The 18,739-nt window shown below is 72.2% G+C and carries 22 protein-coding genes and 1 tRNA gene; 8 read left to right on the forward strand and 15 right to left on the reverse strand.

The window, feature by feature from the left end; translation table 11 throughout:
- Position 1: 1 nt before the first annotated feature.
- From pstC to pstB, 3 genes are read left to right on the forward strand one after another with little or no spacing between them, the layout of a single operon-like run.
- Positions 2 to 946, forward strand: coding sequence for a phosphate ABC transporter permease subunit PstC (gene pstC, locus EV383_RS02265; RefSeq protein ID WP_130288365.1), 945 nt, complete (start codon positions 2 to 4; stop codon positions 944 to 946).
- 1 nt (position 947) lies between these two features.
- On the forward strand, positions 948 to 2,057 hold the full coding sequence (pstA, locus tag EV383_RS02270) for a phosphate ABC transporter permease PstA (RefSeq protein ID WP_130288366.1): 1,110 nt from the start codon (positions 948 to 950) through the stop codon (positions 2,055 to 2,057).
- 8 nt (positions 2,058 to 2,065) lie between these two features.
- Positions 2,066 to 2,845, forward strand: coding sequence for a phosphate ABC transporter ATP-binding protein PstB (gene pstB / locus EV383_RS02275; protein WP_130288367.1), 780 nt, complete (start codon positions 2,066 to 2,068; stop codon positions 2,843 to 2,845).
- A gap of 33 nt (positions 2,846 to 2,878) precedes the next feature.
- Here pstB and EV383_RS02280 read toward each other — a convergent pair whose 3' ends face one another.
- The 10 genes from EV383_RS02280 to EV383_RS02325 form a co-directional block, all read right to left on the reverse strand.
- Positions 2,879 to 3,538: a phosphate signaling complex PhoU family protein gene (locus EV383_RS02280; RefSeq protein WP_130288368.1), complete on the reverse strand. Its 660-nt coding sequence runs from the start codon at positions 3,536 to 3,538 to the stop codon at positions 2,879 to 2,881.
- A 98-nt stretch (positions 3,539 to 3,636) separates the two neighbouring features.
- Entirely contained in the window at positions 3,637 to 3,843 is a 207-nt protein-coding gene (locus EV383_RS02285; protein WP_130288369.1) for a dodecin family protein, read from the reverse strand.
- A 67-nt stretch (positions 3,844 to 3,910) separates the two neighbouring features.
- Positions 3,911 to 4,567: a phosphate signaling complex protein PhoU gene (phoU, locus tag EV383_RS02290; RefSeq protein WP_130288370.1), complete on the reverse strand. Its 657-nt coding sequence runs from the start codon at positions 4,565 to 4,567 to the stop codon at positions 3,911 to 3,913.
- 91 nt (positions 4,568 to 4,658) lie between these two features.
- Positions 4,659 to 6,323, reverse strand: a complete 1,665-nt coding sequence (locus EV383_RS02295; RefSeq protein ID WP_130288371.1) for an LCP family protein — start codon at positions 6,321 to 6,323, stop codon at positions 4,659 to 4,661.
- Positions 6,324 to 7,280: 957 nt separating this feature from the next.
- On the reverse strand, positions 7,281 to 8,204 hold the full coding sequence (locus EV383_RS02300) for a GGDEF domain-containing protein (protein WP_130288372.1): 924 nt from the start codon (positions 8,202 to 8,204) through the stop codon (positions 7,281 to 7,283).
- A gap of 288 nt (positions 8,205 to 8,492) precedes the next feature.
- Positions 8,493 to 9,554: a tRNA dihydrouridine synthase DusB gene (dusB, locus tag EV383_RS02305; RefSeq protein ID WP_242623396.1), complete on the reverse strand. Its 1,062-nt coding sequence runs from the start codon at positions 9,552 to 9,554 to the stop codon at positions 8,493 to 8,495.
- Positions 9,555 to 9,754: 200 nt separating this feature from the next.
- Entirely contained in the window at positions 9,755 to 10,339 is a 585-nt protein-coding gene (locus tag EV383_RS02310; RefSeq protein ID WP_130288374.1) for a superoxide dismutase family protein, read from the reverse strand.
- A gap of 35 nt (positions 10,340 to 10,374) precedes the next feature.
- The gene (locus tag EV383_RS02315; RefSeq protein WP_130288375.1) at positions 10,375 to 11,058 is read right to left on the reverse strand and encodes a GAP family protein; all 684 of its coding nucleotides are present in this window, start codon (positions 11,056 to 11,058) and stop codon (positions 10,375 to 10,377) included.
- 59 nt (positions 11,059 to 11,117) lie between these two features.
- Positions 11,118 to 11,606, reverse strand: a complete 489-nt coding sequence (locus EV383_RS02320) for a hypothetical protein (protein WP_130288376.1) — start codon at positions 11,604 to 11,606, stop codon at positions 11,118 to 11,120.
- A gap of 83 nt (positions 11,607 to 11,689) precedes the next feature.
- The gene (locus tag EV383_RS02325; RefSeq protein WP_130288377.1) at positions 11,690 to 12,292 is read right to left on the reverse strand and encodes a superoxide dismutase; all 603 of its coding nucleotides are present in this window, start codon (positions 12,290 to 12,292) and stop codon (positions 11,690 to 11,692) included.
- Between the two features lie 120 nt (positions 12,293 to 12,412).
- Between EV383_RS02325 and EV383_RS02330 the strand changes: the two genes are divergently transcribed.
- Positions 12,413 to 12,488 (forward strand) — tRNA-Lys (locus EV383_RS02330).
- A gap of 340 nt (positions 12,489 to 12,828) precedes the next feature.
- Here the strand turns inward: EV383_RS02330 and EV383_RS02335 are convergent.
- Both EV383_RS02335 and EV383_RS02340 read right to left on the reverse strand, forming a co-directional pair.
- Positions 12,829 to 13,062 carry a hypothetical protein gene (locus EV383_RS02335; protein ID WP_130288378.1) on the reverse strand — a complete coding sequence of 78 codons (234 nt, stop codon included), beginning with the start codon at positions 13,060 to 13,062 and terminating at the stop codon, positions 12,829 to 12,831.
- 154 nt (positions 13,063 to 13,216) lie between these two features.
- Positions 13,217 to 13,702 carry a hypothetical protein gene (locus EV383_RS02340; protein WP_130288379.1) on the reverse strand — a complete coding sequence of 162 codons (486 nt, stop codon included), beginning with the start codon at positions 13,700 to 13,702 and terminating at the stop codon, positions 13,217 to 13,219.
- A 170-nt stretch (positions 13,703 to 13,872) separates the two neighbouring features.
- Here EV383_RS02340 and EV383_RS02345 point away from each other — a divergent pair, with 170 nt between their 5' ends.
- The 3 genes from EV383_RS02345 (at position 13,873) to EV383_RS02355 (ending at position 15,843) form a co-directional block, all read left to right on the forward strand.
- Positions 13,873 to 14,262, forward strand: a complete 390-nt coding sequence (locus EV383_RS02345; protein ID WP_130288380.1) for a VOC family protein — start codon at positions 13,873 to 13,875, stop codon at positions 14,260 to 14,262.
- Positions 14,263 to 14,295: 33 nt separating this feature from the next.
- Positions 14,296 to 14,862 (forward strand): dihydrofolate reductase family protein, encoded by a 567-nt coding sequence (locus EV383_RS02350; RefSeq protein WP_130288381.1) that lies wholly within the window; start codon positions 14,296 to 14,298, stop codon positions 14,860 to 14,862.
- A gap of 90 nt (positions 14,863 to 14,952) precedes the next feature.
- The gene (locus tag EV383_RS02355) at positions 14,953 to 15,843 is read left to right on the forward strand and encodes an alpha/beta fold hydrolase (RefSeq protein ID WP_130288382.1); all 891 of its coding nucleotides are present in this window, start codon (positions 14,953 to 14,955) and stop codon (positions 15,841 to 15,843) included.
- 3 nt (positions 15,844 to 15,846) lie between these two features.
- On the opposite strand, the gene EV383_RS02360 is transcribed toward EV383_RS02355, so the two are convergent.
- Complete coding sequence (locus EV383_RS02360) at positions 15,847 to 16,215, reverse strand: nuclear transport factor 2 family protein (protein ID WP_130288383.1); 369 nt, start codon at positions 16,213 to 16,215, stop codon at positions 15,847 to 15,849.
- 45 nt (positions 16,216 to 16,260) lie between these two features.
- A complete protein-coding gene (locus tag EV383_RS02365; RefSeq protein WP_130288384.1) occupies positions 16,261 to 16,872 on the reverse strand; it encodes an FMN-binding negative transcriptional regulator in 612 nt (203 codons plus the stop codon).
- A 99-nt stretch (positions 16,873 to 16,971) separates the two neighbouring features.
- Between EV383_RS02365 and EV383_RS02370 the strand changes: the two genes are divergently transcribed.
- Complete coding sequence (locus tag EV383_RS02370; protein WP_130288385.1) at positions 16,972 to 17,436, forward strand: GNAT family N-acetyltransferase; 465 nt, start codon at positions 16,972 to 16,974, stop codon at positions 17,434 to 17,436.
- Here EV383_RS02370 and EV383_RS02375 read toward each other — a convergent pair.
- Entirely contained in the window at positions 17,418 to 18,173 is a 756-nt protein-coding gene (locus EV383_RS02375; RefSeq protein ID WP_130288386.1) for a hypothetical protein, read from the reverse strand. The two genes, EV383_RS02370 and EV383_RS02375, sit on opposite strands and share 19 nt — an antisense overlap.
- Positions 18,174 to 18,739: the final 566 nt, after the last annotated feature.

Consider the following 18,739-nt stretch of genomic DNA (forward strand, 5'->3'; position numbering starts at 1 on the left):
TGTGACCACAACGGAAGTCAAGCCCGAGCCGTCGCCGGCCAAGCCGGTCACGCAGCTCGGCGACCGCATCTTCGCCGGTTCGGCGAAGGGCGCGGGAATCCTGATCCTGATCGTCCTGGCCGGGGTCGCCGCGTTCCTGCTCGCCGAGTCGCTCCCGGCGATCACCGACTCGGGCGAAGAGCTGCCGCAGGGGCTCACCGCCTACATCGCACCGCTGATCTTCGGCACGATCGTCAGTGCCGTCATCGCCCTGGTGATCGCCACGCCGCTCGCGGTGGCGGTGGCCCTGTTCATCAGCCACTACGCGCCCCGGCGGCTGGCCCAGACCCTCAGCTACGTCGTGGACCTGCTCGCCGCGGTGCCCTCGATCGTCTACGGGTTGTGGGGGATCGGGGTACTGGCCCCGGCCACCGTCGGACTGCTGGGGTGGCTCAACACCTACCTCGGCTGGATCCCGCTGTTCGCCGGCCCGCCGTCGGTGACCGGCCGCACGATGCTCGTCGTCGGGGTGGTGCTGGCAGTGATGATCCTGCCGATCATCACCGCGGTCGCACGTGAGGTCTTCCTGCAGGCACCGAAGCTGCACGAGGAGGCCGCGCTGGCCCTCGGGGCGACCCGCTGGGAGATGATCCGTCTCGCGGTCCTGCCGTTCGGGCGGTCCGGGATCATCTCCGGTGCGATGCTCGGCCTGGGCCGCGCCCTGGGCGAGACGATGGCGGTCGCGATCGTGCTCTCCGGCACCGGCGTCGTCACCTTCAACCTGATCAGCTCCGAGAACCCGCTGACGATCGCGGGCAACATCGCACTCCAGTTCCCCGAGGCGTCCGGGATCACCGTGAACGTGCTCATCGCCTCCGGCCTGGTGCTGTTCGTGATCACCCTCCTGGTCAACATGCTCGCCCGCTACATCGTCGAGCGCCGCCGCGACTTCTCCGGAGCGAACTGAGATGTCCACCGGAACCGAACGCAACAAGACCGAGGACCAGACCGTGACCGGCACCCTGGACACCCCCGTCACGACGGAGTCGCTGCCGAAGGTCCGTGGCAGCCTGCCCCGCTGGGCGACGGCCGCCATCCTGGCCGGTTCGCTGGTGGTGGTCGGCGCCGTCCTCGCCGCGACCGGGTTCAGCGTCGGGCTGTGGATCGTCCTGTCCGCGGTGCTCTTCGCCGTGGTCACCTACGTCACGTCGCGGGTCGTCGAGGGCCGCCGCAAGGCCGTGGACCGGCTGGTCACCGTCCTGGTGACCGGCGCCTTCCTACTCGCCATGATCCCCCTGGTCTCGGTGCTCTTCACCGTGATCTCGCAGGGCTGGGCGCGGTTCGACCCCCAGTTCTTCAACAGCTCGATGCGGGGCGTGGTCGGCGAGGGCGGCGGTGCGCTGCACGCCATCCAGGGCACGCTGATCATCACCGCGCTGGCCGCGGTGCTGTCGATCCCGGTCGGCGCCCTGACCGCGGTGTACCTGGTGGAGTACGGCAACAACTCCCGGCTCGCCCGGGCGATCACGTTCTTCGTCGACGTGATGACGGGTATCCCGTCGATCGTCGCCGGTCTGTTCGCCTACGCCCTGTTCGCGCTGATCCTCGGTCCCGGTGTGCGTCTGGGCATCGTCGGTGCCGTCGCGCTGACCGTGCTGATGATCCCGATCGTCGTGCGGGCGACCGAGGAGATGCTCAAGATCGTCCCGAACGAGCTGCGCGAGGCCTCCTACGCGCTCGGGGTGCCGAAGTGGCGCACGATCCTCAAGGTCGTCATCCCGACGACGGCCGGCGGCATCGCCACCGGCATCATGCTCGCCATCGCCCGGGTGATCGGCGAGACGGCGCCGTTGCTGGTCACCGTCGGTACCGCGCTGGGCGTGAACCTCAACCCGTTCGACGGCCGCATGGCGACCCTGCCGGTGTTCGCCTACTACTCCTACGCCGTTCCCGGCGTCCCCCGCGAGCCGTTCATCGACCGCGCATGGACCGCAGCCCTGGTGCTCATGCTGATCGTGATGGTGCTCAACATCGTCGCCCGGCTCATCTCCCGCGTGTTCGCCCCGAAGACCCGATAGGACAAACCATGGGCAAGAGCATCGACGCCAAGAACCTGAACATCTACTACAGCGCGTTCCTCGCGGTCGAGGGCGTCGACATGAGGATCCAGCCGAAGACGGTCACGGCGCTGATCGGCCCGTCCGGCTGCGGCAAGTCGACGTTCCTGCGTTCCATCAACCGGATGCACGAGAACATCCCGGGTGCCCGGGTCGAGGGCCGCCTCGAGCTCGACGGCCAGGACCTCTACGGTCCCGGTGTCGACCCGGTGGGCGTGCGCCGTCAGATCGGCATGGTGTTCCAGCGTCCGAACCCGTTCCCCACGATGTCGATCTACGACAACGTGATCGCCGGGATGAAGCTGAACAACAAGAAGGCCAGCAAGGGCGAGTTCGACGACACCGTCGAGCGCTCGTTGCGCGGCGCGAACCTCTGGAACGAGGTCAAGGACCGTCTGGAGAAGCCCGGCTCGGGTCTGTCCGGCGGCCAGCAGCAGCGTCTGTGCATCGCCCGGGCGATCGCGGTGCAGCCCGACGTCCTGCTGATGGACGAGCCGTGCTCCGCGCTGGACCCGATCTCTACGCTCGCGATCGAGGATCTGATCAACGAGCTCAAGAACGAGTACACGATCGTGATCGTGACCCACAACATGCAGCAGGCCGCGCGGGTCAGCGACTTCACCGGCTTCTTCAACATCGAGGGCACCGGCAAGCCCGGCAAGCTCGTCGAGATGGACGAGACGAAGACGATCTTCTCGCAGCCGAAGCAGAAGGCGACCGAGGACTACGTGTCCGGCCGCTTCGGCTGATCCCCGCCCGCACCGCCACCGGAGCCGGGCACCCTAGATCGACAGGGTGCTCGGCTCCTGGCCGGTCACGGCGTAGATGACCCGCTGGGCCAGGCTCTTGGCCTGGTCGGCGTAGCGCTCGTGGAACCGGGCGAGCAGCGCGGTGTCCACCGCGGCGGGCACACCCTCGGTCCAGGTGTCGCCGAACATCAGGGTGAAGACGTCGCGGTGCAGGTCGTTCACGCGCGCGTCGTCGGTCCCCAGCTCGGTGGCCAGGACGACATTACGGCTGGTCAGCACCGTGACGGCCTTGTCGCCCATGGCCGAGACGAGGCCCCCGTACTCCTGGAACAGCGGCCGGGCCTGCTCGGGCACCGCCGGCTCCGGAGCATGACGGGCCGCGGTCTCCGCGATGTGCCGGGCCAGGTCGCCCATCCGCTCGAGGTGGTGCGCGGCCTGGATCGCCGTGACGCAGGAGCGCAGCGGTCCCACCACCGGCGCGTGGATGTTGATCGTCTCGACGGCGAGCAGCTCGATCCGTGAGCGCAGGTCGTCGATCACCGGATCGTGGGAGACGACCTGTTCGGCCAGCCGGCCACGTCCCTCGAGCAGGGCGGTGGACGCACGGCGGAACGCGACGGCGACCTCGGGGCCCATCTCGTCGAGCAGTCTCTGGATCTGCGCCAGGTTGTCGTCCAGAGTCTCCCTGCGCATGCCGCAGACACTAGTTCGCGCGGGACCGGGGAGTCCGCCGGAGACGGGTGAACGGTCCGTGAACGGGCGACGTCGGGTGCACGTCGATGCGCTGCGTCCTACGCGGCGTCGCGGACGCCGAGACGCAGGTCGACACGGAAGCGGTGGACCCGGCCGAGCACGTTGCTGCGCACCCCGGTGACCTCGAACCACTCCAGGGACTCGGCGGAGCCGGTCGCACGGCACATGCCGTCGCGGATGGCCGCCTCCACGCTCTCGTCAGAGGTCCCGACGATCTCGGTGACGTGACACCCCGCCTGGTTCATGTCGGCAGGGTGCCCACCGGTCGTGCCGGGCAAACCCGGCACGTGGTTCGTTCGGCGGCAGGCGTACTCAGACGGTGAGCGGCCCCGGCATCTGTCCGGTGACGACGTACACGATCCGGCGAGCGACGGCGACGGCGTGGTCGGCGTAGCGCTCGTAGAAGCGGGCCAGCAGGGCCACGTCGACCGCGGCGGAGACGCCGTGGTTCCAGTTGCGGTCCATCAGCACGGTGAACATGTGCTTGTGCAGGTCGTCCATCGCGTCGTCGTCGGACTCGAGCTGGGCGGCGGCGTGCAGGTCCCGGCTGCGGATGACCTGGCCGGCCTTCTCGGCCAGCCGGACCCCGACCTGGCCCATCTCGGCGAAGTACGGCTTGATCTCGTCCGGCACCACCGACTGCGGGTGGCGGCGGCGGGCGGCCTGCGCGACGTGCAGGGCGAGGTCGCCCATCCGCTCGATGTCCCCGGCGCCGTGGATGGCGGCGACGACGATCCGCAGGTCGGTGGCCACGGGGGCCTGCAGGGCGAGCAGCCCGAACGCGCGGTGCTCGGCGGCGGCGCGGACGTCGTCGATCCCGGTGTCCTCGGAGATGACCTCCTCGGCGAGCTGCAGGTCCACCTCGAGCAGCGAGCGGGTGGCCTTCTCCATCGCACGCGCGACGTCCTCGCACATCCCTGCCAGTCCGGAGGCGAGGTCGTCGAGCTGGTCCTGGTAAGCGTCGCGCATGGCTGCGAGCTTAAAGGTGGGGCGCCCGGTTCTCATCAGTAGCAGGTGAATCCGGCATGAACGGTCGGTGCCGAACCCGCTCTTGGGCGGCTCAGCCGCAGTCGACGGCCTCGTCGGAGGGCTGCAGCGCGGGCACCGTGACCGGCCCGGTGAACCCCGACCCCAGCACCAGCTGCACCGTGGACGACGACGCCGGGTCGGGTGCCGGGACGGCGGCCGGGAGGCTCGCGGTGAGCCGTCCGGCGACGTCGGCGCGGTCCGGGGAGAACCGGACCATGGTCTGGGGGGACTCCGGGGCGTCGCTGACGTCGCCGACCCGGAACCCCTGAGCTCGCAGTGAGTCGGCCACCTGTCCGGCGAGACCGGCCCGCCCGGCCGCGTTGAGCACGTCGATGCTGACGCCCTGGGGCAGGGCGCTGGCCGCGGCGCGCTGGGCCGGTGCCGTGATCTCCTCGGGCAGCGGCTCGTGCTTGCGCATCGCGGAGAACAGGTCCTCGGCGTCGCCGCGGCGCAGCTCCATGTGCCCGCGGGTGTTCGGCTGCTCGTTGACGGGGACGGGCAGGAACGCCGGCGTGCTGCCGTCGCCCGCGGTGCCCGCGCGGCTCAGCGACCGGGCCAGTGTCAGCACCTCGGCGGCGTCGGCGTCGTCGGTGATCAGCGAGCGGGACAGCGCCTGCGAGATCCGCGTGGGCGCGCCCGGGGTGAGCAGCGTCGACGTCGACAGCGCCTGTCCCATCGCGTCGGCCAGGACCCGCTGCTGGCGCTGGATCCGGTTGGCGGGCGAGGTGTCGTCGACGACGGCCGCGGCGCCGGCGAACCGGACCGCGTCGCTGCCGGTGAGGGTCGTGCTCCCCGCGCGGATCACGACCGGGCCGAGCGCGCGGTCGATGACCGGCCGTTCGGTGCAGACCTGGACGCCGCGCACGGCCGAGACCAGCGCGTCGGCGCCGGAGAGGTCGAGCGCGACGAAGCGGGTCAGCAGCAGCCCGGTGAGCTGCTGGACGGCACCGACCGCGCAGGCCGGCCCGCCGACGTCGTAGACCGCGCTGAGCGTGGTGCGCGACTCGGCCGGCACCGAGCCGCCGTAGCTCGCGTTCGCCGGGTCCCACCGCCGGCACGGGGGCCGGGCGACCTCGAGGGTGGCCGGCATCGACAGCGTGACGGCCGGTCCGCCGCCGGCCGGCATGTGCACGAGGACGGCGGTGTCGGTCCGGGCGCCCTCCGGCTCGCGGAGCCGGTCCGCGGCCAGGCCGAGGACGAGGACGTTCTCGTCGCCGGCCTGGACGGCGCGCTGCGAGATCGCGTCCGAGCCCGGGTCCAGCGCGTCGACGTCGACGATCCCGCCGTCGACGGTGTTGCGGTTCGCGAACCCGGCCGCGGTGGAGACGAGCACCAGCGCGGCCAGGACGGCCGCGGCGATCCGCACCGCCGTCGTACCGCGGCGGGGTGGGGGCTCGTCGATGCCGGGTTCCGCGGACGGTGCCGATCCGGACTCCGGCGGCTCCTCGGCCGAGCTCGCGGCGGCGGTCTCCGGCGCGGACGTCTCCGGTGCGGCGGTCTCCGGCGTGGCGGTCTCCGGCGTGGCGTCCGCGGGCGCGGCGGGGGAGCGGCGGGCGGTCTGCGGCTCCCCGGCGGTGTGTGCGACGGCGCCGGTCGGGGGCTCGGCCTCCGCCTCGGGCGGGACGACGTCCTGCTCCCGCTTCGCGCGACGCCGCGGCATGATCGCCGAGATCACCTCGGTGGCGCGGGCGTCCACCCGGGAGCGACGCCGTCGCGGGGGTGCGGGGTCGGGAGCGGCCGAGCGCGGAGATCCGGTGCGCGGAGCGTCGGCCGAACGGACGTCCTCGGCGGGGCGGGGAGCATCGGCGGAGCGGGGCGCGTCGGGGGAGCGGAGTCCCTCGGCCGGGCGCGGCGTGCTGCCCGAGGTCCGGGACCCGGAGGGTGTCGTCGTCCGTCCGGCCGGGGCTCCCGTCCGGTCCGGAGCCGGGCCGGCGGGAGTCGACGGGCCGTCCGGGCGCGGCGTCACCGACGGCAGTGCGTCGGTGCGCTCGGCGGAGCGGGGACGCCCGGTGGGCGCGGCGGGGTTCCGCCGGGCGTCCGGCGCGTCCGCAGCGGGGCCGGGGGGCCACCCCGGGACCGGGGGACGGGCGGAGCCGGGTGTCCGGGGCGCGGCCCCGGGCGGCACGGGTCCCGGCGATCCGGGCCCCGTCGACCCTGCACCCGCCGGGGCGAGCGGCGTCGGGCCCGACGACCCGGGACCCGGCGGTACGGGTCCGGGAGGGGCGGAGGGCGTGCGGCGGCTCCGGGCCTCCGCCGGGCCGTGGCCGGCGGGCTCGGCGCCGCGTTCGGTGCGACGGCGCCCGCTCCCGCGAGGTGTGGCGCGACCGCCGTCCATCGACGGTGTGGGTGCGGCCGGAGCCTCCGGTGCGCGGCGGCGGGGCCGGGCCTCCGGCGGGTCCGCGTCGTCGCCACCGGGGAGGGGCCCGAACAACGGGTCGTCGGGAGCGGGGTGATCAGCGGCGGGACGGTCGTCCGGCGGCGTGCGGCCGTCGTCGGTGCGGGTACGGCGGGACCGGCGTGCGCCGTCGTCCGGGCCGTCCTGCACCGATACCTCCTCCTGCGCGGCCGCCATGTGCACGATCGGCGTGCGGCATATGGGGGAACCCGCACGGCCGATCGACCGGTCCTGCGACCGCTGCCGTCGGGGAGAAGTTTACGGAGCCTCGGAGTGCGACGGCGTCCCGGTACCGGCGTCGGCCGGCTGCGGTACCGATCGGCGACCGGCGGCCGGTCCGGCCAGCTCCACCCGGCCCCCGGCCTCGCGACGGAAGGCGACGGCGTTGCGGCCGGCCTGCTTCGCCGTGTAGAGTAACAGGTCCGCGTCGCCGATCAGCGGGTCGACCTCGGCCGTGGCGACCTCGGCGTGCGCGACCCCGATGCTGATCGTCAGCTTCAGGTCGGGGTGCATCGACGACCAGTCGTGGGTGGCGATCCGGTCCCGTGCGGCCTCGCTGATCGCGATCCCGTCGTCGAGGCTCTCCCCGGGCAGGACCAGCGCGAACTCCTCGCCGCCGTAGCGGGCGCAGAACGCCCCCTCGGGCAGCCCGCGCCCGAGCTCGACGACCATCCGCTGCAGCACCCGGTCGCCGAACTGGTGCCCGTGGGTGTCGTTGACCTGCTTGAAGTGGTCGATGTCGGCCAGTGCCACGCACAGCCCGGTGCCGGTCGCGGACTCCCCGAGCAGCGCGGCCAGGCGCTCGTCGAGGTAGCGGCGGTTGTAGCTGGCGGTGAGGCTGTCGCGGCGGCTCTGCTCGTGCGCCTCGGCGTGCGCGCGGCGCAGGCGCTCCATCTCCTCCTGCGGGCTGCGCGGCACGACGTGCTGGCCGTGCAGCAGCCGGACGGCCTCGCGCAGGTGCCGGTAGGCGGGCTCCCACCGGCCGCTCTCGGCCAGGCGCTCGGCGGCCGCGGTGTGCAGCGCCGCGCGGGAGGCGGGGGTGCCGGAGGCGACCGACGGGTCGTCGGTCTCCGGGACGTCGGTCCCGGGTCGTGCCGCGGGCCGCGTCCGTTCCGGCGCCCGGCCGGGTGCGCGACGCGCGGCGCGCACCAGCCCGCGCACCGTCCATGCCGTGTCCGTCATCGCTCACCTCCTGCCGTTGCTGCTGATGTCGGCGTGGCGGATGGGGTTCTTGAGGCGATCACGGTGCACGGCACCCGAACGCGTGTCCCTCGGACCGCCACCGCGTGTCGCCGCGGCGCCGTCTGGCCCCGGCTCAGCGCCGATGTTCGCTCCGCAGGCTCCGCTCAGCGCCGATGTTCGCTCCGCAGGCTCCGCTCAGCGCCGATGTTCGCTCCGCAGGCTCCGCTCAGCGCCGATGTTCGCTCCGCAGGCTCCGCTCAGCGCCGGTGTTCGCTCCGCAAGCTCCGCTCAGCCGCCCGAGTTCTCCACCTCGGCCGAGAACGGCACGGTCTCGTCCTCGGCGTCGTCGAGCCAGTGCTCGGGCAGGACGACCCGCCCGGGCGAGCCCTGACGCCCGCGCGGGCCGTCGGCGTCGGCCGGGAACGGCTCGTCCGGGTCCAGGGTGGCGAGCAGGTCGTCGAGCTCACCGATGCTCGCGACCATGCCCAGGCTGCGCCGCACCTCCGGCCCGACCGGGAAGCCCTTGAGGTACCAGGCGATGTGCTTGCGGACGTCGCGGATGCCCTTGTGGTCGCCCATGTGCTCGCAGAGCAGGACGGCGTGACGGCGCAGCGTCGTCGCGACCTGGCCGAGGTTCGGCGGCGCGGGCAGCGGGCGTCCCGCGAACGCGGCCTCCAGGTCCCCGAACAGCCACGGCCGTCCCAGGCACCCGCGGCCGACCACGACGCCGTCGCAACCGGTCCGCGCGACCATGTCCAGCGCGTCCTGGGCGCTGAAGACGTCCCCGTTGCCCAACACAGGAGTCCCCGCCGGCACGTGCTCGCGCAGCCGGGCGATCGCCGACCAGTCCGCGGTGCCGGAGTAGCGCTGGGCCGCGGTGCGCGCGTGCAACGCGACGGCCGAGGCCCCGGCGTCGACGGCGATGCGGCCGGCGTCGAGGTAGGTGATGTGGTCGTCGTCGATCCCGATCCGCATCTTCACCGTGACCGGACGCCCGTTCGCGCCCTCCACGGCGGCCCGCACGATCCGCTCGAACAGCTTGCGCTTGAACGGCAGCGCCGCCCCGCCGCCGCGGCGGGTGACCTTCGGGACCGGGCAGCCGAAGTTGAGGTCGATGTGGTCGGCGAGGTCCTCGGTCGCGACCATGCTCGCCGCGGTGCGCATCGCGACCGGGTCGACGCCGTAGAGCTGCATCGAGCGCGGGTACTCGTCGGCGTCGAACGCGATCATCCGGCGGGTCAGCGGGTTCTTCTCGACCAGACCGCGTGAGGTGATCATCTCGCAGACGTAGAACCCGGCGCCCTGCTCACGGCACAGCCGCCGGAAGCCGGGGTTGGTGATGCCCGCCATCGGCGCGAGCACCACCGGCGTACCGACCTCGAAGGGGCCGATGCGCAACGGCGGCAGCACGCGGTCGCGGGCGGCGGGTCCGGTGTCCGTCCGCTGGTCGCGGACGATGTCCTGCACGGTCACGGGACCGATTGTCCCCCGTGCGTGGCGCGCGCGTGCGCCCGCCCGGGGTCACCCGCCCGCGGGCTGCATCACTCCGATCAGAACGGGACGGTCATGCAGGCCGGTCGCTTGCCCGCGGTCCCGGCCTTGCCCGGTGCGGTCATGGTCGCCATCTCGTGGATGATCACCGACTGCGCGCGCCGGTCGGCCGGGAAGACCCACTCGTTGGTGCTGGTCGCGGTGCCGTTGCCCTGGGCGTCGGTGGTGAGGTCGAGCCAGATCTCGTTCTGCGGGTTGGCGAAGGCGGGGTCGACGCTCGGCTTCACCGGGTCCTGGTTGAACTGGTAGTGCGCCCCGGCCGCGTCGCCCGTCGAACCACAGGGGTTGACGTGCGCGTGCGCGCCGTAGGTGGTGTTCGGCAGCAGGCCGCGGACGGTCAGCGTCGTGGTCGTCCTCCCGTCGGCCGAGCCGGTCTTCACGGTGGCCCCGGAGCCGGCCGGCACCTTCGCCTGGTCGTAGGTGACCGCCTGGACGCCGCCGTCGGTGAACGAGGCGGAGACCTCCTTCTCCTGCGACTGCCCGGCCGGCGCGTCGGCGGGCTCGGAGCCCCCACAGCCCACCAGCAGGCCGGCGACGGGGGCGAGAACGGCGAGACGGAGCGCGACGGCGCGTCGGGTGACCATGGTCCGGGAGTGTGCCGGATCCGGACATCCTGGACTCAGCCCGTCACCCGTTCGAGTAGCCCGCCGAGTCCCTTGCCCGCGAGGTACAGGCCCACGACCAGCAACAACCCGGTGACCAGGACCCGCTTGTTCCGTACCCCGAAGTCCCGGACCGCGTCGACGATCTGACGTGTGCCCTGCGGACGCAGCGTCACCAGCACCAGGGCGGCGATCGGCATCGCCAGGCGCAGTGCGTTGTAGACGACGACCTGGAACGCGCCGTTCACCGGCGACGGGTTCGTCTCCAGGATCGCGACCAGGCCCGCGATGTAGAACAGCCCCGGCAGGTTCGTGATCCCACCGGCGGACGCCGCGGCCGACGTCGTCGGCGTCCGCAACATCTCGCCGAGCCGGCCGTCGGGAACCGGCTTCCTCTCCGCGTCGGCCGGCTTCCGGTTGCCGAGACGGCCGCTCCCGTAGCCCACCGCGTAGACGAGCGCGCCGAGGCCGAGGACCAGGTCGACGACGTACCGGCCGGTGGTCTGCTCGGTGGTCTGCGACGACCCGTCGAACACCGCGACGGCCGCCAGCCCAAGCACGAGGCTCACCGCCAGCCCCGCGATGGTGTACGCGCCGACCAGCCGCCGCGGGTGCGGGGAGAGCAGGAGCGCGTAGACGATCGCGAGCGGCGTCGCCCGCACCGCGCTCAACAGGCCCAGGACGAGGGCCTCCGGGCTCACCCCGGTCTCCTGATCACCCGCTCACCCTGCCCGAGACCGGGGCCGCCTGTCCCTACGGATCAGCGGGCGTCGGCGCGACGTAGCGCGTCCTCCAGCCGGGACAGGTCCAGCGACGAGAGCAACACGAGGGTGTCGCAGTACCCGGGTTCGGTGTCGGCTCCCGGGGGCAGGCAGTCCTGTCGTAGAGCGACGGCGGCGTTCTCGACACCGTCGAGGTCCGGTCCGAGGCCGCCGTAGCGCTCGCGCCGGGGCTGCTCCGCGATCGCGGCACGGATCCGGGGGATCAGGGCCACGGCCTCGTCGGCCCCGGCCCGGCACCGCGCCGTCACGGTCGTACCCCCGCACTCCGACAGCGCCGCCGGAACGAACAGGAACTCCCGCTGGAACCGCGGGGCCACCGTCAACGGGTCGAACGCCGGCCCGGCCGGTGTGGCCGAGGTGGGTACGGGGTCCGCGGATACCGCCCGCTCGCCCACCGCGGTGGTACCGCCGCCGCATCCGGCGCAGGTCAGGGCCAGACCGAGAGCCGCGATCCCCACGATGCGCATCTCCTGCTCCTCCTCGTCGACGGCGAGGGCAGCACCGTAGGTGCGACGGCCGGGGAGCCCTCCCGGTCGCCGTTCCGGAGAGCTCAGAACTTGACGTCGACGCAGGCCGAGCGCCCGCCCGCGGTCCCGGCCTTCCCGGGAGCCGTCATCGTGGCCATGTCGTGCAGGACGACCGACTTCGCGCGCCGGTCGGCCGGGAACACCCAGGCCACGGTGCTCTGAGCCCGCCCGGCGCCCTCGGCGTCGGTGGTGAGGTCGAGCCAGATCTCGTTCTGCGCGTTGGCGAAGGCGGGGTCGACGCTGGGCTGCACCAGGTCCGGCCGGAACTGGAAGTGCGGCCCGGCCACATCGCCGGTCACCCCGCAGTTCGCGACGTGCGCGTGCGCCCCGTAGACGGTGTTCGGTCGCAGGCCCCGGACCTGCAACGTCGTGATCGTGGTGCCGTTCTCCGACTGCGCCGCCACCGACACGTTCGCCCCCACCGGGACCCGCGCCGGGTCATAGGTGACGGCGGGTCGTCCGGACGCGGAGAACGTCGCCGAGACCTGGTAGCTCCGCGTCGGCCCGTCCTGCTGATCTTGTTGCGGTGCAGCCGATGCGGAGCCCGCCACGACGGCCCCGAGCAGTACGGCCACGGCCGGGACGAGAGCGGCGATCCGGACGACGGACGGACGACGGGCGGTCATGACCACGAGTCTCGTCGCTCGCGACGCCCCGGTCACCGCAAGAGCCACGATGAGGTGGTGCTCGATCCCCGCGTCGGCGCCCGCCCCCGTAGGCTTGAGCGGCGGCAGGAGCGGCCGCGGGGGCCTCTAGCTCAATCGGCAGAGCAGCGGACTTTTAATCCGCGGGTTGTGGGTTCGATTCCCACGGGGCCCACCATTCGAGCTGGTCACGGTCACGAAGATCGTTGCTCGTCGAGGTCGGTCTCGTGTCGATCCACCGGGACGCATTGCCACAAGCCTCTCCCGGCGTGGAGAGCACTCTTCGTTCGCTGCCCGCTCTGGTCGAGTCCGTGGGAGCGGCGCGGTCCAGTCCGGGGCGGTCAGCATCGAGGCGGGCGAGATGTACAACGACAGGGCGGGCCCGGCTCGAACGGGGCACCGCCCGCCCGCGGCATCGATACGCACGATCCAGACGGTGAATCCGTGCTCGTCCGGAATCCGGGCAGTGCAGGCCCGAATTGCCGTGCACTGCCCGGAGAATCGTCCCGAAGGCGACGTCAGTGGACGTTGAGGGTCCACCGAGTGGAGTCGTTCGCCGGGTTGCCGTTGCCGATGCACTCGTATCGTGACGCGCCTCCCGGCGCGTTCACGGTGTCGGCGCCGATCCTGACGCACTGGTCGTAGCTGTCGAAGGTCCCGATCGTCTCTGCGAAAGCGGGGGTGGCGACGGCGATCGATGCACCGATCGCGAGCGCCGCGCCTCCGACGAACAACCGAATTCGCTGACTCATTGACTCCTCCTTTTCCTCGAGCGAGAGAGGATCCCTCTTCCCGCCGCCCGGTGATCATTCGGACGGACGGAAGCTATCCCCGCCCGCTCGGGAGTCCTCCCGGGCTGCGCGCGCTCCGGCCAGTTCGCGCAGGTCGGCGGCAGCATTCCGGGTGCTAGTCGATCGATCGTTCGATCGCGGTGACGTCGAGGTGTGGCGCCACGGTCTGTCCGCCGATCTGCGTGTCGTAGGTCGTGGCATCGGTCACCGTCGCCTCAGCCCGGAAGACGTCGCCCTCCACGAGAGGGAGGAGGTCGGATTCGCTGCCGTCGAGAATCGTGTTGACCATGCCGTCCGGGTAATTCTCGTCGGAAGGGAACGGCGTGCCTCGCACGTCGGCGCGGAAGCTGGTACGTCCGGTGGCGGCATCGAACTGGGTGATGCGTCCGTAGACGACGACCCGCTTCCCCTCGCTGGACTCGGGGTCCTTGGCGATCATCTGCCAGTCCCGCTCGGAGATCACCTGAGCAGGGGACAGTGGAAAGAGCACGCCGGCCGGGAGGATCATCGGCGCGGCGAGGACGAGTAGGAAGAGGCCGCCGAGAAGGAGCGGCCATGTCCGGCGGAGGAGTCGTCGCTTCGGCTTCTGCGGAGTGGTCACGCCGATAGATCGGGTAGGGCACGTGTCCGTTACGGGCTGTTCGCCACTATTGATGACCCGAAGACGGAACGTACGAACGGAGCCGGAGATCGACCGATGAGTAACGGGTTGCCGGGCGGTCCACCCCGTAGGAGCGACCCGCATCGGGCGGGCCTACGAAGGGACATCGCATGAGTGACACGTCCAGCTCTCGGCCGGTGGTCGGCATGTACGCGTTCCGGACGAGGGACCCCCGTCGCCTGGGAGCGTTCTGGGCCGAGGTGATGGAGCTGCCGATCTCGGCCCACTCGACCGACGACCTCGTCATGCTCGACTTCGACCACGAGATCGCCCCGGTCACGTGGATGTTCGAGCGCGACGACTCCGTCGGGGACGAGCCCTCACGCGTCGGCCTCGATCTCTCTCGTGACGACGAGGACGGATGGCGGGAGATCGCCGACCGGGCTGAGAGGGCCGGTGGCCTGCGGAAGAACGAGCACGAGGACGGCGGCGTGCGGTGGATCGAGATGACCGATCCGGACGGCAACCCGTTCCGGGTCTTCGCGCCGCGCCCGTCCTGAACGGGCCTGTCACCCACGCCGAAAGGACGGACCATGTCCGCACGCGTCCTCGCCCAGCTCTGGATCTCCGTCGACGGCATGGTCGCCGGCCCGGACGGGGAGTTCGACCTCTTCGCCACCGCTCCGCCGGAGAGCATCGAGCCCGGCGAGCGGCACAACATGCGCCTGCTCGACGACGTCGACGTGCTGCTCCTCGGACGTCGGACCTACGAGTCGTTCCGCGAGGTCTGGCCGACCGTCGACCACCAGATGGCGCCGTACCTCAACGAAGCCGCGCGGGTCGTCTGCTCGACGACGTTGGAGGAGGCCCCGTGGGGCGACCACGCACCCTGCGAGGTGGTCGCCGACGGCGTGGCGTGGGCCAAGGAGCACCGGGCCGGCGACGGCAGGATCGCGCTGGTCTGGGGGAGCGTCGCCCTGGTGCGTGGCCTCCTCGCTGCGGACCAGCTCGACGAGCTCGAGCTGTTCGTCGCGCCCTCGCTCCTCGGCGACGGTGTGCCGCTCCACGGCTCCGGGTCGACATTCCTGCTCACGCTGACGGAGTCGGAGCAGTACCCGGGCGGCGTGATGCGGCTTCGGTACGCACGCCGCCACGAGTGAGCGCCGGTGACGGGACGCGGCGGGTGTCATTGACCCTCTCCGGCGTCGGGATCACGATGGCCTCCCGTCGCCCGACTCGAGGGAGAGCTCATGAGCAGCGACGTCCGCACGGTCGACGTGCCCCATCTCGGCGGCTCGACGATCGGCTATCGGTTCGGCGAGCCCTACGACTCCTCGCTCCCGACGCTGGTCCTGATCAACTCCTTCAGCACGTCGGTCGAGCTGTACCGGCCCCAGTTCGCGGATCCGGCACTCGCGCAGACGGCCAACCTGCTCGCCATCGAGCTCTACGGCCACGGCGAGACGCGTGCCGGGTACGAGCACTTCACGTACTGGGACAGCGCGATCGCCGACCTGCAGGTCCTCGAGGCACTGGGCATCTCCGAGGCCTTCGTCCTGGGAACGTCGCAGAGCGGCTGGGTCGCCGCCCGGATGGCGATGCTCGCCCCCGGCGTCGTGAAGGGGATCCTCCCGCTCGGCACCTCGATGGACGACGAGAGCCCGCGGAGCCATGAGCTCGGGTGCTGGGACGGCATCGACTTCTGCACCCCGTCGATCGACGCCCTCGCCGAGCCCGTCGGCGACGACTGGGTCGTCCCGGGCGAGTTCGTCGACGCCGTCCTCGGTGCCGGGCTCGGCGAGGACGTCTCGCCCGACGAGCGCTCGTTCTGGCACGCGGCGCACCAACGGAACTACGCCGGTGACGCCGGGCGCCGGCGGCTCCGAATCAGCACGATCAACCTGCGTGACCGGGACGGTCTGCACGGGCGGCTGGACAGCGTGCGGTGTCCGGTCCTGTGGCTGCAGGGCACGGCCGACCAGGTGTACTCGGTGGCCAACGCGCAGGACGAGATCACGCGGTTCGTCAGCTCCGCCGACGCCGAGCTGCGGATCGTCGAGGGCGGACAGCACTTCCTCAGCGCATCGAACCCGGACGTCGTGAACGCCGCGGCCGCCGAGTTCGTGAAGCGCTGGGCGTAGGCGTCACCCGCCCTGGATCACGCTCGCGTGAGCGGCGACGATCCTCCAGCCGGAGTCGTCGTGGGCCCAGGTCCGGGTGTAGCGCAGTCGCGCCGCGAACTCCTGACCACCGATCGTCCCGGCGACGGAGCCCAGGAACCAGGTGACGCCGGTGGTCCCGGTGACGAGCACGCGGAGGTCCTCCTCGTCCACACGGGTCAGCACCTGCTGCCCGCTGCGGTGCGCGCCGAGATCGTCGGCCTTGGTGAGGATGGAGCCGTCCGGGCCGGTGAAGACGACGTCGTCGTGGAGGAGCTCGTCCAGCGCCGCGATGTCGGAGGCGAGCTGGGCGGCCTGGAGCCGGTGTTCGGCCGCACGAAGGCTGTCGGTCATGGCCCGACCGTAGAAGGCTCCGCCGATTCAGGGTGCGGCGTTCGCTCAGGGCCGATGCGCCGCGACCGCCGCGGACCCGCGCACGTCGCCCACCGGCCGCAGGCCGGCCACGACGCCGTCGATGTCGGCGGCGGGACGGTTCTGGCTGAGCTTGAACTTGGCCTCGATCCGCTCGATGCGCACCTCGACGCCGACGACCGCGCGCAGCTGGCCCCGGTAGAACGCCGGCGGCGCGTCGTCGACCGACCAGGGGTCCGTCCGTCCGGTCTCGTGCAGGTCGGTCAGCCGGCGGACGAGACGGTCGAGCCAGTCCACGTCGTCGTGGATCGTGACCGTGCCGTGGACGTGGGCGGTCACGTAGTTCCAGGTCGGGACGACCCGGCCGTGCTCGGCCTTCGAGGCGTACCAGGCGGGGCTGACGTAGGAGTCCGGACCGCGGACGATCACCAGGGCGGACTGCCCGTCGGCACGCCGCCAGTGGTCGTTGTTGCGCGCGACGTGGCCGAGCAGCGTCCCTGTCCCGGCGTCGTGGACGAGCGGCAGCATCGTGGCGTCGAGGCCGTCCGGGCCGGAGGTGACCAGGTCCGCGGCGCCGGGGTGGGCCAGGAGTTCCCGCACGTCGTCGTCGGTCGGGGCGAAGTGGGTGGGCACGTACACGTCCCCATCCTGCGCCGACGAGTGGCCTTTCGCGATGGCCGATCAGCGACGAGACGAAGAGGCCACCTGCACCGGGCCGTCGCTGCAATGATCGGTCGGATGAGAGACGTCCCCGTTCGCCGACCGGCCACGGCCGACGACCACGCCGTGCTCCTGCGGATCTGGCGCCGCGCGGTGGAGGCGACGCATGACTTCCTCGGCGCCGACGTCGTCGACCTCCTGCAGGACCAGGTCCGCGACGACGCGTTGCCCGCCCTGGACGTCACGGTGGCCGAGATCGACGGCGAGCCCGTCGGGTGGATCGGGATGGACGGCAGCCACGTCGAAGCCCTGTTCGTCGACCCGGCAGTGCACGGACGCGGCGTCGGGACGGCCCTGCTGGAGGGTGCGGCCGCGTCGCACATGAACGTGACCCTCGACGTCAACGAGCAGAACCCGTCGGCACGGGCCTTCTACCTGGCACGCGGCTTCATCCCGACCGGGCGGTCCCCGGTCGACGCCGACGGCCGGGAGTTCCCGCTCATCCACATGCGGCGGGACCGGCGTCAGGCGCAGCGCAGGTAGTGGCCCGGATCGGTGCCGGCGCGGGGGACCGAGGCCAGCCAGGCTCCGAACCCCACGGGGTCGCGGCGCTCGAGCTCGTCGAGCAGCAGGCCGCGGCGTCGGAGCACCTCGTCGCGGGCCGGCCCGGGCGGCAGCTCGGCGAGGAGCCAGTAGCTCTCGCGCCAGGTGCGGCACAGACGCGCGGTGCTGATGACGCCACCGGGGGACGGGACGGGCGACGGCATCGTCGGGAGCGGTGTCACGGTGGGCGGCACGGGAGTCGGACGGCGCGCCGGGCCGGCGGCCCGTGCACGGGCGTAGGTCCCGGCGCTGCCGATCGCGGACGTCACCCGGGCCAGGAGACGGCGTCGCCGTATCCACGCCCAGGTCGCGACCGCGAGGAGCGCGAGCGGCAACAGGGCCGCGCTGGCCTGCCCGAACACGATGACGATCCCGCTGACGACGAGGAAGATCCCCACCGCGGCCAGGACGCCCATCGCCCCGGCCGCCGTCGCCGACCACCGGTCGGACCCGCCCTGGTGCAGCAGGACCCCGAGCAGCGGCCCGATCACGATCATCGAGAACACGACGAACGTGACGAGCCCGGCCGCCGGCTGGGCGACCGCCCCGACGACGGCGAACAACGCACACACCGTGAGAGCCAGGACCGCGCCCAGACGCCCGAGCACACCGGTCGGGCGTTCGGGCTCCGGGTTCGTGCCGCCCTCGGAGGGGTGGGCCGGCTCGCGGGTCGTCATGTCGTCACGTCGAGCGGGCGGGCCATGGTGATGCGGCCGGAGCGGCCGCCGGCGGGCGTCGTCTGCTCTGACGGAGGACGGGTGCGATCGGACACGGGATACCTGTCTCTGCGAACGGAACGGGTCAAGCCCTGTCGACCGGTCCGGCGCGCCACCCGGAACAGGTGCGCGTCACGGCACGGCAGGTCGAGAGGGGCGTACGGCCGCCGGGTCCCGGGCGGCTGGACCGGTCTCGGACGTGACCGGTCGACGAGTGAGATCGTTCCACCGACACCCGGTGGAACCAGGAAAAACCGTCGCACGACCCGCGCGGACCTGCAACGCGAACGGCGACCGCGCGTCTCGTCCGGCCGTCGAGGACTGGCACGGCCGGAACCGGGTACCCCTGAGGGATGACATCGCACCGGAGCTCTCTCGGATCCCACTCCGGCGCCGGACCGTCGCGGCTCCCGTCGTGATCACCGGCACCCGCCGCGACACCCGCATCTGCGCGGTGCTCCGCTGGCCGCTCGCACTCGTCACGACGGGCCTGGAGTACGTGTTCCCCGGGTCCGGGTGTACCGCAG

The sequence above is a fragment of the Pseudonocardia sediminis genome (assembly GCF_004217185.1).
Lineage (GTDB): Bacteria > Actinomycetota > Actinomycetes > Mycobacteriales > Pseudonocardiaceae > Pseudonocardia > Pseudonocardia sediminis.